Raw genomic sequence first — 14,684 nt, forward strand, 5'->3', positions numbered from 1 at the left:
CGCGGCGCCCTGGATGGCGTTGCCGGCTTTTGGTGGGGCTGTGGATTTGGCCGGCGGGCATAGGAGAACGCGTTGGAAGAGCAAGCTCGCGAAGCGATTCGCACCCAGGGCGCGCGGGTGACCGCCACGCGGGTGCGCGTGCTCGCGGGCCTGATGGCTTCGTCCAGCGCGCTGTCGCACCAGGAGCTGCTGGACCGCATCGGTTCGGTGGACCGGGTCACCGCCTACCGGGTGCTGGAGTGGCTGGTGCAGACCGGCCTGGCCCACCGCATCGCCGGCGAAGACCGCGTCTGGCGCTTCAGCGTCGCCCGGCATGCCGAAGACGACGCGCGCCACGGCCACGATCACCACGGCGAGCCGCACGGGCACTTCCAGTGCGACGTGTGCCGCCGCATGTTTTGCATCGACGCCCCGGTCGGCGTCGAACAGAATCTGGCCCGGCTGCCCGCCGGGTTCGAAGGGCGTGAAGTCGACGTCGTGGTGCGCGGGCTGTGCCCCGCCTGCGCCGAGTCGCTGCACGCCGCGTCCGCGCGGCGTTCGCGCCCGCGCGGCAGTCAAGCATTGCGCAAGGAGTCAGTCAAATGAGTGCGGCGGATAACATTCCCAAGCAAGTCCCGGTCATGATCCTGACCGGTTTCCTCGGTGCCGGCAAGACCACGCTGCTGAACCGGATCCTGAACGAATACCATGGCCGCCGCGTGGCCGTCATCGAGAACGAGTTCGGGCCCGAAGGCGTCGACAACGACCTGCTGATCCAGGACCGCGACGAAGAAATCGTCGAGATGAACAACGGCTGCATCTGCTGCACCGTGCGCGGCGACCTGGTGCGCATCCTGATCGACCTGAAGGCCAAGCGGCGCGCCGGCAAGCTGAATTTCGAGCGCGTCATCATCGAGACCACCGGCATGGCCAACCCCGGCCCGGTGTGCCAGACCTTCTTCATGGACGACGACGTCGCCAACTACTTCCGGCTCGACGCCGTGGTGACCGTGGTCGACGCCAAGCACGGCATGCAGACCCTGGACGAGCAGCCCGAAGCGCTGAACCAGGTGGGCTTCGCCGACCGGCTGCTGGTGTCCAAGGTGGACCTGGTCAGCGACGACGAATACCAGGCGCTGCGGTCGCGGCTGGTGCGGATCAACCCGCGCGCGCAGATCACGCCGGTCAACTTCGGCGAAGTCGACCTGAAGCAGATCATCGACATCAACGGCTTCAACCTGAACTCGATCCTCGACATCGACCCCGAGTTCCTGGCCGAGGTGCATCCCGACGCGGTCGACGATGACCATGGCCACGATCACGCCCATGGCCACGATCATGATCATGACCACGACCATGGCCACGACCACGATCATCACCATCATCATCACCACCACCACCATCACGACGACGCGATCGGCGCCTTCGTGTTCAAGTCCGACAAGCCGTTCGATTCCCTGAAGCTGGAGGAATTCCTGGGCGGCATCGTCCAGGTGTACGGCACCGATTTATTGCGGTACAAGGGCATCTTGTACATGCAGGGCGTGAACCGCCGCATGCTGTTCCAGGGCGTGCACATGCTGATGGGCGCCGACGTCGGCCGGGCCTGGGCCCCCGGCGAGAAGCGTTCCACCAAGATGGTGTTCATCGGCCGCAACCTGCCGAAGGACATCTTCACCCACGGCCTGGAGCAGTGCCTAGCGTCTTGACCAGAACCGATACGCCTCGCGGAGTACTTTGATGGCAACGAAAGCGGCAAGCAAATCCCAAGAAGTGAACCAGGAGGACGCTTTGGAAAGCGTATTGACCCAACAAGCGGCCCCGGCAGGCGGCCTGTCCGAAGAAGAAATCCTGGCCATGCCAGAGAGCGACTACATGAACGAGGCGCAGCTCGCCTTCTTCAAGAGCCGGCTCCAGGCGCTCGAACGCGAGCTGTTGCAGAACGCGGGGCAGACCACCGAGCACCTGCGCGAAACCCCGTTCGTGCCCGATCCCGCCGATCGCGCCACGATCGAGGAAGAGCACGCGCTGGAACTGCGTACCCGCGACCGCGAGCGCAAGCTGCTGAAAAAGGTGCAGCAGGCGCTCGAACACATCGAGTCCGGCGAATACGGCTGGTGCGAGGAAACCGGCGAGCCCATCGGCGTGGCCCGCCTGCTGGCGCGGCCCACCGCCACGCTATCGCTGGAAGCCCAGCAGCGGCGCGAACTGCGGCAGAAGCTGTACGGCGATTGATCCCGGGCCGCCGCTCCCTTACGCGGGGCGGCCGCGCCTGAGGCGAGAGGCCGGCGATGCGTTCGCCGGTTTTTTTATGCGCGGTGCCATGCGCCGGCGCCGGGCCGCGCGCGGCGGTACCCGCCACGCGCCGCGCACGGCCGACCCGTCAGGGATACAGCCCGCGCTGCTCGCGCGCCGCCAGCACCCGCTGGCACGCCACGATGAAGGTCGCCGTGCGCAGCGACGTCTTGCGTTCGGCCGCCAGCTTCCAGATGCTGTCGAAGGCGCCGACCATGATGCGCTCCAGGCGCTGGTTGATCTCTTCTTCGGTCCAGAAGAAGCTGGAGAAGTCCTGCACCCATTCGAAATACGACACGGCCACGCCGCCGGCGTTGGCCAGCACGTCGGGCACCACCAGGATCCCGCGCTCCTGCAGGATGTCGTCGGCCGCCGGCGTGGTCGGCCCGTTGGCGCCTTCCACCACGATCCTGGCCTGCAGCTTGCGCGCGCGTTCCGCCACCAGCTGCCCTTCCAGCGCGGCCGGCACGAAGAAGTCCATCGGCAGCTGCCAGTAGTCGTCGTCGCCGATCGTTTCCGCGCCCTCGAAGCCTTCCAGGCGGCCGTGCGCCGCCACGTGGGCCAGCGCGGCATGCACGTCGATGCCCGCGTCCCGGTACAGCGTGGCCGAATGGTCCTGCAGGGCGATCACGCGCGAGCCGGCCTCGAAGAACATCCTGGCCGCCATGCCGCCGACATTGCCGAAACCCTGGACCGCGACGCGGGCGCCGCGCGGATCGATGCCGCGGTGTCGGCCCGCTTCCCGGGCGGCCAGGAACACGCCGCGCCCGGTCGCCTCGTGGCGCCCTAGCGAACCGCCCAGCGGAATCGGCTTGCCGGTCACGACGCCGGTGGCCGTGACGCCGGTGTTCATGGCGTAGGTGTCCATCATCCACGCCATGGTCTGCTCGTTGGTGCCGACGTCGGGCGCCGGGATGTCGCGGTCCGGCCCGATGAAGGCGCCGATCTCGGAGGTATAGCGGCGGGTGACGCGCTCCAGCTCGCCCTGCGAATGCAGGTGGGGGTCGATGCGCACGCCGCCCTTGGCGCCGCCGTACGGCAGGTTCAGTGCCGCATTCTTGACCGTCATCCAGCCGGCCAGCGCCATCACCTCGTTCAGGTTGACTGCCGGGTGATAGCGCGTTCCGCCCTTGCCGGGGCCGCGCGACAGATTGTGCTGCACGCGGTAGCCTTCGTAGTGCGCGACGCTGCCGTCGTCGCGAATGATGGGCACGTCCACCACCATCATCCGTTTCGGGCGTTTCATCGTTTCGGCCCAGCGGGCCAGCCCGCCCAGGTAGGGCGTGACCCGGTCGATCTGCTCGACGAAGCTGGCCCACGGCTCGGGGGCGGCGGGGTTGAGGAAGGAAAGCGTGCTCGATCCGCGTTCGGCGGGCGGGGGGATTGGAATGGTATCGGTCATGGCGTGGGTCCTCGGGCCGCATGCCGCGGCGGTTGAGGTAAACAGACTTTTCCTGCGTGGTTTGCGTTCTGTAAATTCCGTATTCCACGGTAGCGCCGTGCCGCCGCCAAGGGAAGATTTTTCCGGCCGGCTATTGCGTGCCGCCCGCCCGCCCCCATCTGCCAACGACAGAGCAAGCTATGGAACCATCGATGGAACAGTTTCACGGGACGACCATCATCAGCGTGCGCCGCGGCAACCGCGTGGCGCTCGGCGGCGACGGTCAGGTCACCCTGGGCAATATCGTGATGAAAGGCAGCGCGCGCAAAGTGCGTCGCCTGTACAAGGATTCGGTGCTGGCGGGCTTCGCCGGCGCCACCGCCGATGCGTTCACGCTGATCGAGCGGTTCGAAGGCAAGCTGGAAAAGCACCAGGGCCATCTGCTGCGCGCCGCGGTCGACCTGACCCGCGACTGGCGCACCGACCGCGTGCTGCGGCGGCTCGAGGCCATGCTGATCGTGGCCGACCGCTCGTCCACCCTGGTGCTGACCGGCAATGGCGACGTGCTGGAACCCGAGCACGGGCTGGCCGCCATCGGCTCGGGCGGCGCCTACGCGCAGTCGGCCGGGCTGGCGCTGCTGCAGAACACCGAGCTGCCGCCCGAGGAAATCGTGGCCAAGTCGCTCGGCATCGCCGGCGATCTGTGCATCTACACCAATCAGCATCACACTATCGAGGTGCTGGAATGAACATGATGACGCCCGGCGAGATCGTTTCCGAACTCGACAAGTATATCGTCGGCCAGGAACGCGCCAAGCGCGCCGTGGCCATCGCGCTGCGCAACCGCTGGCGGCGCCAGCAGGTGCCCGAACCGCTGCGCCACGAGATTCATCCCAAGAACATCCTGATGATCGGCCCCACCGGCGTCGGCAAGACGGAGATCGCGCGCCGCCTGGCCAAGCTGGCCGACGCGCCGTTCGTCAAGGTCGAGGCCACCAAGTTTACCGAAGTGGGCTACGTGGGCCGCGACGTCGACACCATCATCCGCGACCTGGCCGAAGTGGCGGTCAAGCAGGTGCGCGAGGCCGAGATGCGGCGCGTGCGCACGCAGGCCGAAGACGCCGCCGAGGACCGCATCCTCGACGTGCTGGTCACCCCCGCGCGCGACGCCTCGGGCCAGCCGCTGCGCACCGACAGCGCCGCCCGCCAGACCTTCCGCAAGCGCCTGCGCGAAGGCCAGCTCGACGAGCTGGAGATCGAGGTGGAAGTGGCGCAGCAGGCGCCGGCGATGGAAATCATGGCGCCGCCCGGCATGGAAGAGATGACCGAGCAGATCCGCGGCATGTTCGCCGGCATGGCGCAGGGCCGCAAAAAGGCGCGCAAACTGCGCGTGAAAGAGGCGTTCAAGCTGCTGGTGGACGAAGAGGCGGCGCGCCGCGTGAACGAGGAAGAGCTGCGCGCCAAGGCGCTGGCCAGCGCCGAGCAGAACGGCATCGTGTTCATCGACGAGGTCGACAAGATCGCCACCCGGCAGGAAACCTCCGGCTCCGACGTCTCGCGCCAGGGCGTGCAGCGCGACCTGCTGCCGCTGGTGGAGGGCACGGCCGTCAACACCAAGTACGGCGTGGTGCGCACCGACCACATCCTGTTCATCGCCTCGGGCGCCTTCCACCTGTCGCGGCCGTCCGACCTGATCCCCGAGCTGCAAGGCCGGTTCCCGATCCGGGTCGAGCTGGAATCGCTGACCAGCAAGGATTTCGTGCGCATCCTGTCGGCCACCGACGCCTCGCTGACCAAGCAGTACACGGCGCTGCTGGCCACCGAAGACGTCAGGCTCGAATTCACCGACGACGGCATCGAACGGCTGGCCGAACTGGCGTTCGCCGTCAACGAGAAGACCGAGAACATCGGCGCGCGGCGGCTGTACACCGTGATGGAAAAACTGCTCGAAGAACTGTCCTTCGACGCCGGCCGCCGCAGCGGCGAGGCGGTGCGGGTGGACGCCGCCTACGTGAACGCGCAGCTGGCGGAAACGGCGGCGCAGGAAGACCTCGCGCGCTACGTGCTCTGATCTCCGATCGATAGGATCGGGCCGGCGCCGGGGCGCTATCGCCCCGGCGCCGCGAACGGATTGCGCACCGTCAGCGCGCCGTCGATGACCAGCCCATGGTGCAGGCCTTCGCTGTAGAGCGTCCTGCACCCTTCGACGGCGGCGGCAGCCGCGATGCAGGCGTCGTAGAACGACATGCCATGGCGCTGCGCGAACCGGCGCGCGCAGTCGTGCACGTCCACCGTCAACGGCACGACCTTGCAGAAGCTGCGGACCAGTTCCAGGAACTGCCCGACGTCATCCCAGCGCATGCCGAGTTTACGCGTGCATACGCTGGCGACTTCGTTGAGCACCTGCACGCTGATGACCGCGCCCTGCCACAACAGCGCTTCGGCGCCGTCGGCCTTGCCGGCGTCGGCCGACAGCAGGTACAGCACCACATTGCTGTCCAGAAAGCTGCGCGATCTAGCCGGAGGCATTGGCGTCGTCGCGGCTGAAGCTGAAATCGGCCGGCAGCCTGCCGCGGAATGCCCGCAGGCGCGCCAGCCGGGCGTCGTCGCCGGCAGCCTTGCGGCGAACCGCGAAGCGGCGAGGGTCGTCGATCACGATCTCGATGTCGTCGCCTTCCTGCAGTTCCAGCGCCTTGACGACGCCGGCCGGCAGCCGTACCGCCAGGCTATTGCCCCACTTTGCCACTTGCATGGACATCTACTCTTTGGATATACGTCAGCATTGTATATCTACCAAGTCGGGGCGCAAGAAGAGGTCAGGACGGGATCATCCCGTCTTGCCGGGGGCGGGACCGGCGCGGCTCAGCCGCAGTGTTCGCATTCCGGGGCATCGGCGCCCGGCGCCGCCCCGGCCAGCCCTGCCAGGATGGGGCAGTCGGGCCGGTGGTCGCCGTGGCAGCGGTCCGCCAGGTCTTCCAGCGTGGTCTTCATGGCCTGCAGGCCGCGGATCTTGTCGTCGAGGTCGCGGATGTGGGCCAGCGCCACTTGCTTGACGTCGGCGCTGGGGCGGCCGCGGTCGGCCCACAGGCGCAGCAGGGTGTCGATCTGGGCGATGGAAAAGCCGAGGTCGCGCGCGTTGCGGATGAAGCGCAGCGTGTGCACGTCGGTGTCGCCGTACAGGCGGTAGCCGGCTTCGGTGCGGCGGGCGGGCCGGATCAGGCCGATCGATTCGTAGTGGCGGATCATCTTGGCCGATACGCCGGAGGCGGCGGCCGCCTGGCCGATGTTGAAGGTTTTCATGGCTCGATCTCCTGGATCTATGCGCGCGGCCGCCAGCGGCGCAGCAGCAGGGCGTTGCCGACCACGCAGACGCTGCTCAGCGCCATCGCGGTGCCGGCCAGTACCGGATTCAACCAGCCGAGCGCGGCCAGCGGCAGGCCGATGACGTTGTAGACGAAGGCCCAGAACAGGTTCTGGTGGATCTTGCGGGTGGTGCGGCGCGAGATGTCGATCGCGTCGGCCACCAGCCGCGGGTCGTCGCGCATCAGCGTGATGCCGGCGGTCTGCATCGCGACGTCGGTGCCGCCGGCCAGCGCGATGCCGACGTCGGCCGCCGCCAGCGCCGGCGCGTCGTTGATGCCGTCGCCCACCATCGCCACGCGATAGCCCGCGCCGCGCAGCGCCTCGACGGCACGGACCTTGCCGGCCGGCAGCAGGCGGCTTTCCACCTGTTCGATGCCGGTCTGCCGCGCCACGGCGGCGGCGCTGCCGGCGTTGTCTCCGGTCAGCAGGACGACGTGGATGCGCTGCCGCCTGAGCTGCGCGACCGCGGCCGCCGACTCCGGCCGCACGGCGTCGCCGAACGTCAGCATGCCCAGCAGCGCGGGAATTTGCCCATTCCTTGCCGCCGTCGAGGCCGGCGGCACGTCCGCGCCGTCCGCGGGCGCAGTGGCGGGGCCCGCTTCGCCGGCCGCCGCCAGCCACGATACGGTAAGGCCGTCGTTCTCCGCGGCCGTGGCCGCCGCATGCAGCGCGCAGACGTCGATGCCCAGTTCCGCCATCAGCGCGTCATTGCCCAGCCAGACCCGCCGCGCACCCACGCGGGCCGCCAGGCCGCGGCCGGGCAGCGCCTGCAATGAGGTGGCCGCCGGCGCCGCCGCCACGGACCGCTCCTGCGCCGGCAGCCGTTCCCATGCCTGGACCGTGGCGCGCGCCAGCGCATGTTCGCTGCCGCGCTGCACCGCCGCCGCCAGCGCCAGCACCTCGCCGCGCGACAGCCCGGCAGCCGGCTCGACCGCCGCCAGCGCCGGCCGCCCGGCCGTCAGCGTGCCGGTCTTGTCGAACGCCACGCAATCGACCCGGTACGCCGTTTCCAGCGCCTCGCCGTCGCGGATCAGGATGCCGCGCCGCGCCGCCGCGCCGGTGCCGGCCATGACGGCGGCCGGCGTGGCCAGGCCCAGCGCGCAAGGGCAGGCGATCACCAGCACCGAAACGGCGTCGAGCACGGCCTGCGGCCAGTCGTGCGCCGCCAGCCCCCAGCCCAGCAGTGTCAGCAGCGCGATCGCCAGCACGACCGGCACGAAGACGGCGCTGACGCGGTCCACCGCGCGCTGCAGCGGCGGCTTGGCCGCCTGCGCGTCTTCCACCAGCCGCACGATGCGCGCCAGCGTGGTCTGGCCGCCGGTGGCCGTGGTGCGCACGCACAGCAGCCCGGCGCCGTTGACCGAACCGCCGGTCACCTTGTCGCCGGGGCGCTTGTCCTGCGGCCGGCTTTCGCCGGTGAGCATCGATTCATCGGCCTGGCTGCTTCCTTCCACCACCTCGCCGTCGACCGGAATGCGGCCGCCGGGCCGTACCACGACGACGTCGCCCACCGCGACGCGGGCGATCGGCACCTCGCTTTCCCGGCCGTCGGCGCCGCGCACGCGGGCCGTATCGGGCCGCAGGCTCTGCAGCGCGCGCAGGGCCTGCGCCGTCTGGCGCCGGGCGCGAGCTTCCAGCCACTTGCCCAGCCGTACCAGCGTGATGACGGCGGCCGAGGCCTCGAAATACAGGTGCGGCGCGCCGTGATGCCCCGCCGTTCCCAGCCATTGCCACAGCGACAGCCCGTAGGCCGCGCTGGTGCCCAGCGCGACCAGCAGGTCCATATTGCCGGCGCGCGCCCGCACGGCCTTGTAGCCCGCCTTGTAGAAGCGCGCGCCGAAGCCGAATTGCAGCGGCGTGGCCAGCAGCCATTGCAGCCAGGCCGGCAGCGCCCAGCCGGACCCGGCCGCCATCGCCAGCATCGGCAGCAGCAGCGGCGCGGTCAGCAGCGCCGCCATGGCCACGGCCGCGCCCGATTCGGCATGCGCGGCGGCCGCCGGGGCGTCGCCGGCGATCAGGATGGCCTGGTAGCCGGCTTTCTCCACCGCCGCCTGCAGCGCGGCCGCGTCCACGCCGGGCGCCTCGACGTGGGCCTGCTCGGTGGCCAGGTTGACCGACACCCGCCGGACGTCCGCCACCTTGCCCAGGCTGCGTTCGACCCGTTTCACGCACGAGGCGCAAGTCATGCCGCCGATGGCGAAGCGGTGGGTAGGGCGAAAGGGGGAGACGGCGTTCACGGCGAGGGACCCGGAAGACTGCATGTCGGTCATCGTCGAGCTTAACATCATGTCAAGGTCAAGCCTGATGCGGTCCGGTTCGCCCTCCGTTGTGTACAAGTCTTTGGACAAGTCTGTGGGAAGCCTGTGGACGGCCTTGTGGACAGGCTGTGGATTCCCAGGGGAAGCGCCTGTGGATTGCCGGTGAAAAGGCGGTGGAAGAGCTGTGGATACGCTGTGGACTTCATGTGGGCAACCCGCCCGTCCGCAGTGGACAAACCCCGTTTCGCGGTGGACAAGGCTGTGGACCGCCGGTGCGCGATCCTGTGGATGGGGCGGGGGACAAGGTGGTGGAGAACTGGTGGAGAAAGCGGTGGACAGGCTGTGGAAGGCCAGTGGAAAAGCCGCCAGCCGATGCCCGCCTCGCACGGTCTTGGTTTCCAATCTGGAAATTACAAGTTTGCGGCCGGCGGGTTACCCAAGCCGGGGCCGTCGCCCTAAGATGAACGCTCGCATGTCGCTACGTTCATCGAAGGAAAAAACATGATGCACATCGAGCCTACCGGCCAAGTCCTGGGGGCCACCGTCAGCGGTCTCGACCTGTCGCGCGAACTGGCGCCGGAGGCGTTCGCCGCGCTGCTGCGGGCCCTCGGAGAATACGGGGTGCTGCGCTTCCCGGCGCAGCAGCTGGATGCCGCCGCGCTGAAGGCCTTCTCGGCCCGTTTCGGCAGCCTGCAGACGGGCGTGTCGTCCTTCAACGAACCGGGCATTCCGGAAGTCAGCATTCTTTCCAATATCGTCGTGGACGGCAAGCCGATCGGCATCGCCGACGCCGGCCAGGACTGGCACACCGACATGTCGTACAACCGCACGGTGGGCTTCGTGAACGTGCTGTACGCGATCGAGGTGCCGCGCCGCGACGGCCGCGCGCTGGGCTCGACCAGCTTTGCCAATATGCAGGCCGCCTACCGCGACCTGCCGGAGGAGCTGAAGATCCGCCTGAAGGACGCCACCGCCACCCACGATTTCAACAAGTTCTGGGAAAACATGCGCACCCGGCCCGGCAGCGAGCGCCCGCCGCTCACGCCCGAGCAGCGCGCCAAGCGGCCCCCGTCGGTGCATCCGGTATTCCTCACGCACCCGCTGACCGGCCGCAAGGTGCTGTACTGCAACCCCGGCTACGCGATCCGCATCAACGAGGTGAGCGAGGCCGAGAGCGACGAGCTGCTGGCCCGGCTGTTCGCGCATCAGCTGCAGCAGAAATACCAGTACACTCACCAGTGGACGGAAGGCGACGTCCTGATGTGGGACCACATCGGCACGCTGCACAACGCCTGGCCCGACTACGAGCCGCACGAACACCGCCTGATCAAGCGCTGCCAGGTGCTGGCAGACCGCGTGTTCGATCCGGGGTTCGGGCTCTCCCCTACGCGCTGACGCGCGCTCCCCCGGAGGGCGGTGCCGGCCGGATCGGCGGCACCCTGATACCTGAATCACTGATTGGAGACACGATGAGCCCATTGGAAAAAGCGGCCGCCATCGTCGAGTGCGAGCAGACGATCCATCGCTTCTACGCCGCGCTCGATGATTCCGATTTCGAAACCGTCGCCAACACGATCGCCGAGGACGGCGTCTGGCACCGGCAGGGCAAGGTGCTGAAAGGCCCGGCCGCCGTGCGCGCGGCGCTGGCCGAGCGTCCCGCCGGCCGCATCACCGCCCACATGATGCAGAACATGGTGGTGGACGTGCGCGGCCCCGACGAGGCCGACGTCCGCTACATCGCGCTGGTCTACCGCTACGACGCCCCGCCCGGCGCCACCGGCCCCGCCCCGCTCGACACCCTGCTGTCCATCTCGGTCTACCGGGACCGCCTGAAGCGCGCCGCCGATGGCCGCTGGCTGATCGAAGAAATGCGTTCCTCCCGCAGGTTTGGGTGACCCCCTACGCGCTGACGCGCGCCCCCGGGAGGGCGCGCGTCAGCGCGTGGAAGGGTCCCATGGCTTGGGCCGTTTGGCCCATTCCTTCAGGAAATCCAGGAACAGCTGGACTCGTACCGGCAGGTTCCTGCGCGACGAATAGATCGCGTACACCTCCAGCCCCGACGGCTCGTAGTCCGGCAGCACCACCACCAGTTCCCCGCGCTCGATCTCCTCGGCCAGCATGTAGTACGGATGCATCGAGACGCCCATGCCTTCCAGCGCCGCTTCCTTCAGCGCGTCGCCGAAGTCGGCCCGCAGCGAGCCCTGCACGCGCACGGTGACCGGCCCCTGCGGCCCGGTGAAGCTCCAGTTGGCCGTGGGCGACTTGTTCCAGTTGATCAGGCAGTTGCAGTCCAGCAGATCCTGCGGTTTCTCGATCGGCCCGTGACGCGCCAGGTAGGCGGGCGAGGCCACCAGCGCCTGCCGCGCCTCGGCCAGCGGGATGGCGATGAAACTGGCATCCTTCAGCATCGGCACGATGATGATGCCCACGTCCAGCCCCTGCTCGACGAAGGTTTCGTGCTTGCGCACCGTCAGCAGGCTGAGCGCGATCTGGATGTCCGGGTATTTCTCGTAGAATTCGTTCACCACCGGCAGCAGCCGCCGGGTGCCGAACGCCGGCGGCACGCCGACCCGGATCACGCCGGCCACGTCGCCCGACAGGTTGCGCACCGATTCGCGCAATTCGTCGTAGCGCTCCAGCAGGCCGGCGGCGTTTTCCACCACCTGCAGCCCGGCCCGCGTCAGGCCCAGCTGCTTGGTGGTCCGGTTCAGCAGCTTGGCGCCGAGCGAGCGTTCCAGCCAGGCCACCTGCTTGGTGCAGGTGGCGCGCGACACGCCGAAATGCTGGGCCGCGCCGGCGAAGCTGTTGCGCCGCGCGACCTCCAGGAACACGCGCAAACATGTCAATTCGTCCACGTCGGTTTCCAGAATCGAAATTCCTAATTTAGCACTGGCGCCTTGCTGGCCGGCTCCCGGCTGCCAATAATCGCGGTTTGACGTTGTTTCCCGATTCGAGCGTCGCCGGCATCCCGGGCAGGCACACCGCCTGCGCCGCCGTGGATGCGCAGCTCGACGGCGCCACAGCAAGGCCGCCCCGCGCGCGGCCGCCCAATCTCTTTCCCTCTGGAGACAATAATGTTCCATACCTCGACCCTGCGCATCGGCGTCGCCCCTGCGCAAGCCCGCCGCCCGGCCACGCTGCTGGCGCGCCTGGCTGCCGTCCTGCTGGGCAGCCTGGCCGTGGCCCAGGCCGCTCCCGCGGCCGACGCCTTCCCGTCCCACCCGCTGCGGATGGTGGTGGCCTACGCCCCCGGCGGCGCCACCGACATCGTCGGCCGCATGCTGGCGCAGGAGATGTCGCAGCAGCTCGGCCAGACCGTGGTGCTGGAAAACCGCGCCGGCGGCGGCACGCTGGTGGGCACCGAGTCGGTCCGCCGTTCGCCGGCCGACGGCTACACGCTGCTGTTCGGCACCAACGCTTTCGTCATCACCCCGCTGCTGCACGACCAGCCCACCTACGACCCGGTCAAGGACTTCCAGCCTATCGGACTGACCACCGTGCAGTCGCTCGGCATCCTGGTCACGCCCAAGCTCGGCATCAAGACGGTGCAGGAACTGATCGCCTACGCCCGCGCCAACCCGGGCAAGATCAACTTCGCCTCGTCGGGCAACGGCTCGGCCCAGCACCTGGCCGGCGCCGCCTTCGCCAACGCCGCCAAGATCGACATGGTGCACGTGCCGTACAAGGGCACCGGCCCGGCCATGACCGACCTGCTGGCCGGCCGCGTCGACATCATGTTCAGCTCGCTGGTGGGCAATATGGAACACGTCAGCGCCGGCCGCCTGAACCTGATCGCCACCACTGGTGCCCACCGCTCGCCGGCCACGCCCAACGTGCCCACCGTGGCCGAAAGCGGCCTGCCCGGCTTCGAGGCGCAGACCTGGCAGGGCGTGATCGCGCCGGCCGGCACGCCGAAGGACGTGGTGGCCCGCCTGAACGACGCCGTGGTCAAGGCCGCCAAGACCCAGCACATCGTCGACACGCTGGCCGCGCAAGGGATGGAAGTCCGCACCTCCACGCCCGACGAGCTGCGCGCCATGCTGGTCCGCGACTCGACCCAGTACAAGGCCCTGCTGAAGCAGACCCAGACGTCGCTGCAATGAGCCGAGCCGTAGCGACCGCCTACAACACCTTCGATTTCCGGGCGCTCGCCAAGCGGCGCCTGCCGAAGGGCCTGTTCGAGTTCGTCGACCGCGGTACCGAAGACGAAGTGGCGCTGGCCAGCAACCGCGCGGCGTTCGACCAGTGGAAGCTGGTGCCGCGCACGCTGGTCGACGTTTCCAAGCGCAGCGCCGCCGTCGAGCTGTTCGGCAAGGCGATGCCGTTCCCGCTGGCGATCGGCCCGACCGGCGCCGCCGGGCTGATGTGGTACGACGGCGAGGTAGCGCTGGCGCGCGCCGCCGCCCAGGCCGGGATCCCGTTCACGGTGGCCACCGGCTCGCTCACCTCGATGGAGCGAGTGGCGCAGCAGGCCGGCGGCCGGCTGTGGTTCCAGCTGTACATGTGGCCGCAGAAGGAACTGTCGTACGAACTCGTGCGCCGCGCCCAGGCGGCCGGCTACGAGGCGCTGGTGGTCACGGTGGATACCGCCGTGCCGTCCAACCGAGAGTACAACTTCCGCAACGGCTTCAGCATCCCGTTCCGCTTCTCGGCGCGCAACGTGCGCGACGTGGCGCTGCACCCGCGCTGGCTGTGCTCGGTGCTGCTGCGCTACCTGGCGTCCACCGGCATGCCGCAATACGAGAACTACCCGGCGGCGATGCGAGGCTCGATCACCGCCAAGCCGTTGGGCCGGGCGATGGCCAAGACCGATTCGCTGGACTGGAACGACCTGCGCGAACTGCGCAAGCTGTGGACCGGACCGCTGCTGGTCAAGGGCATCCTGCACCCGGACGACGCCGCGATGGCCGTGGCCTGCGGCGCCGACGGCGTGATCGTGTCCAACCATGGCGGCCGCATGCTCGACAGCAGCATCGCGCCGCTGGACGCGCTGCCCGGCATCGTCGAGCGCATGGGCGGGCGTTTCCCGGTGCTGCTCGACAGCGGCATCATGCGCGGCAGCGACGCCGTAAAGGCGATCGCGCTGGGCGCGCACGCGGTGCTGGTCGGCCGCGCCACGCTGTACGGCGTGGCCGCGGGCGGGCAGGCCGGCGCCGAACGCGTGCTGCACTTGCTGCACGAGGAAATCCGCCGCGTGCTGGGGCTGATCGGCTGCCCCGACATCCGCGAGCTGGGCCCGCGCTTCCTGTTCCGCTGACGGCCCGCGCGCGCCGCCGCCCGGCGGCGTTGCGCGGTCGCCGCGCCCTTCGCCGCGCCCTTCGCCGCCGGGGCGCGCAAGGCCCGCCGGCCGGCCCTTGGCGGCCCCCGGACTCGCTACAATTCGGGTCAAGCGCTCCGCGGCCGCCGGC

15 protein-coding genes are annotated in these 14,684 nt (G+C 69.1%); 9 read left to right on the forward strand and 6 right to left on the reverse strand.

The genetic code is table 11. From position 1 onward, the window contains the following. The first annotated feature begins 72 nt into the window (after window positions 1-72). The 3 genes from ABD927_RS03160 (at window position 73) to dksA (ending at window position 2,214) form a co-directional block, all read left to right on the forward strand. Window positions 73-585 carry a Fur family transcriptional regulator gene (locus ABD927_RS03160; protein ID WP_345246242.1) on the forward strand — a complete coding sequence of 171 codons (513 nt, stop codon included), beginning with the start codon at window positions 73-75 and terminating at the stop codon, window positions 583-585. Next, window positions 582-1,688: a CobW family GTP-binding protein gene (locus tag ABD927_RS03165; protein WP_345246244.1), complete on the forward strand. Its 1,107-nt coding sequence runs from the start codon at window positions 582-584 to the stop codon at window positions 1,686-1,688. Before ABD927_RS03160 ends, ABD927_RS03165 begins: the two co-directional genes overlap by 4 nt. Window positions 1,689-1,782: 94 nt before the next feature. Further along, window positions 1,783-2,214, forward strand: coding sequence for an RNA polymerase-binding protein DksA (dksA, locus tag ABD927_RS03170; protein WP_345246246.1), 432 nt, complete (start codon window positions 1,783-1,785; stop codon window positions 2,212-2,214). A gap of 148 nt (window positions 2,215-2,362) precedes the next feature. Here the strand turns inward: dksA and ABD927_RS03175 are convergent, their stop codons facing one another. Then, window positions 2,363-3,676 (reverse strand): Glu/Leu/Phe/Val family dehydrogenase, encoded by a 1,314-nt coding sequence (locus ABD927_RS03175; RefSeq protein WP_345246249.1) that lies wholly within the window; start codon window positions 3,674-3,676, stop codon window positions 2,363-2,365. Window positions 3,677-3,867: 191 nt separating this feature from the next. Here ABD927_RS03175 and hslV point away from each other — a divergent pair, with 191 nt between their 5' ends. Together hslV and hslU are read left to right on the forward strand one after the other, a co-directional pair. Then, window positions 3,868-4,404 (forward strand): ATP-dependent protease subunit HslV, encoded by a 537-nt coding sequence (gene hslV, locus ABD927_RS03180; protein WP_345246251.1) that lies wholly within the window; start codon window positions 3,868-3,870, stop codon window positions 4,402-4,404. Window positions 4,405-4,409: 5 nt separating this feature from the next. Then, the gene (gene hslU, locus ABD927_RS03185; RefSeq protein ID WP_345246488.1) at window positions 4,410-5,726 is read left to right on the forward strand and encodes an ATP-dependent protease ATPase subunit HslU; all 1,317 of its coding nucleotides are present in this window, start codon (window positions 4,410-4,412) and stop codon (window positions 5,724-5,726) included. Between the two features lie 35 nt (window positions 5,727-5,761). On the opposite strand, the gene ABD927_RS03190 is transcribed toward hslU, so the two are convergent. The 4 genes from ABD927_RS03190 to ABD927_RS03205 all read right to left on the reverse strand — a co-directional run bounded on the left by ABD927_RS03190 (window position 5,762) and on the right by ABD927_RS03205 (window position 9,204). After that, window positions 5,762-6,184 (reverse strand): PIN domain-containing protein, encoded by a 423-nt coding sequence (locus ABD927_RS03190; RefSeq protein WP_345246253.1) that lies wholly within the window; start codon window positions 6,182-6,184, stop codon window positions 5,762-5,764. Beyond that, complete coding sequence (locus ABD927_RS03195) at window positions 6,171-6,407, reverse strand: AbrB/MazE/SpoVT family DNA-binding domain-containing protein (protein ID WP_345246255.1); 237 nt, start codon at window positions 6,405-6,407, stop codon at window positions 6,171-6,173. The genes ABD927_RS03190 and ABD927_RS03195 overlap by 14 nt, the downstream gene beginning before the upstream one ends. 110 nt (window positions 6,408-6,517) lie before the next feature. Further along, complete coding sequence (cueR, locus tag ABD927_RS03200) at window positions 6,518-6,955, reverse strand: Cu(I)-responsive transcriptional regulator (RefSeq protein WP_345246257.1); 438 nt, start codon at window positions 6,953-6,955, stop codon at window positions 6,518-6,520. 17 nt (window positions 6,956-6,972) lie between these two features. Further along, window positions 6,973-9,204: a heavy metal translocating P-type ATPase gene (locus ABD927_RS03205; protein ID WP_425570172.1), complete on the reverse strand. Its 2,232-nt coding sequence runs from the start codon at window positions 9,202-9,204 to the stop codon at window positions 6,973-6,975. 573 nt (window positions 9,205-9,777) lie between these two features. On the opposite strand from ABD927_RS03205, the gene ABD927_RS03210 reads away from it, so the two are divergent. Together ABD927_RS03210 and ABD927_RS03215 are read left to right on the forward strand one after the other, a co-directional pair. Beyond that, window positions 9,778-10,671 (forward strand): TauD/TfdA dioxygenase family protein, encoded by an 894-nt coding sequence (locus tag ABD927_RS03210; protein WP_345246261.1) that lies wholly within the window; start codon window positions 9,778-9,780, stop codon window positions 10,669-10,671. Window positions 10,672-10,745: 74 nt separating this feature from the next. Next, window positions 10,746-11,171: a nuclear transport factor 2 family protein gene (locus tag ABD927_RS03215; RefSeq protein ID WP_345246263.1), complete on the forward strand. Its 426-nt coding sequence runs from the start codon at window positions 10,746-10,748 to the stop codon at window positions 11,169-11,171. 39 nt (window positions 11,172-11,210) lie between these two features. Here the strand turns inward: ABD927_RS03215 and ABD927_RS03220 are convergent, their stop codons facing one another. Then, window positions 11,211-12,131, reverse strand: a complete 921-nt coding sequence (locus ABD927_RS03220) for a LysR family transcriptional regulator (protein ID WP_345246265.1) — start codon at window positions 12,129-12,131, stop codon at window positions 11,211-11,213. A gap of 219 nt (window positions 12,132-12,350) precedes the next feature. On the opposite strand from ABD927_RS03220, the gene ABD927_RS03225 reads away from it, so the two are divergent. Further along, window positions 12,351-13,379, forward strand: a complete 1,029-nt coding sequence (locus tag ABD927_RS03225) for a Bug family tripartite tricarboxylate transporter substrate binding protein (protein ID WP_345246266.1) — start codon at window positions 12,351-12,353, stop codon at window positions 13,377-13,379. Beyond that, window positions 13,376-14,533: an alpha-hydroxy acid oxidase gene (locus ABD927_RS03230; RefSeq protein WP_345246268.1), complete on the forward strand. Its 1,158-nt coding sequence runs from the start codon at window positions 13,376-13,378 to the stop codon at window positions 14,531-14,533. Before ABD927_RS03225 ends, ABD927_RS03230 begins: the two co-directional genes overlap by 4 nt. The last annotated feature ends 151 nt before the right edge of the window (window positions 14,534-14,684 follow it).

The organism is Pigmentiphaga soli (genome assembly GCF_039541095.1).
GTDB lineage: Bacteria > Pseudomonadota > Gammaproteobacteria > Burkholderiales > Burkholderiaceae_B > Pigmentiphaga > Pigmentiphaga soli.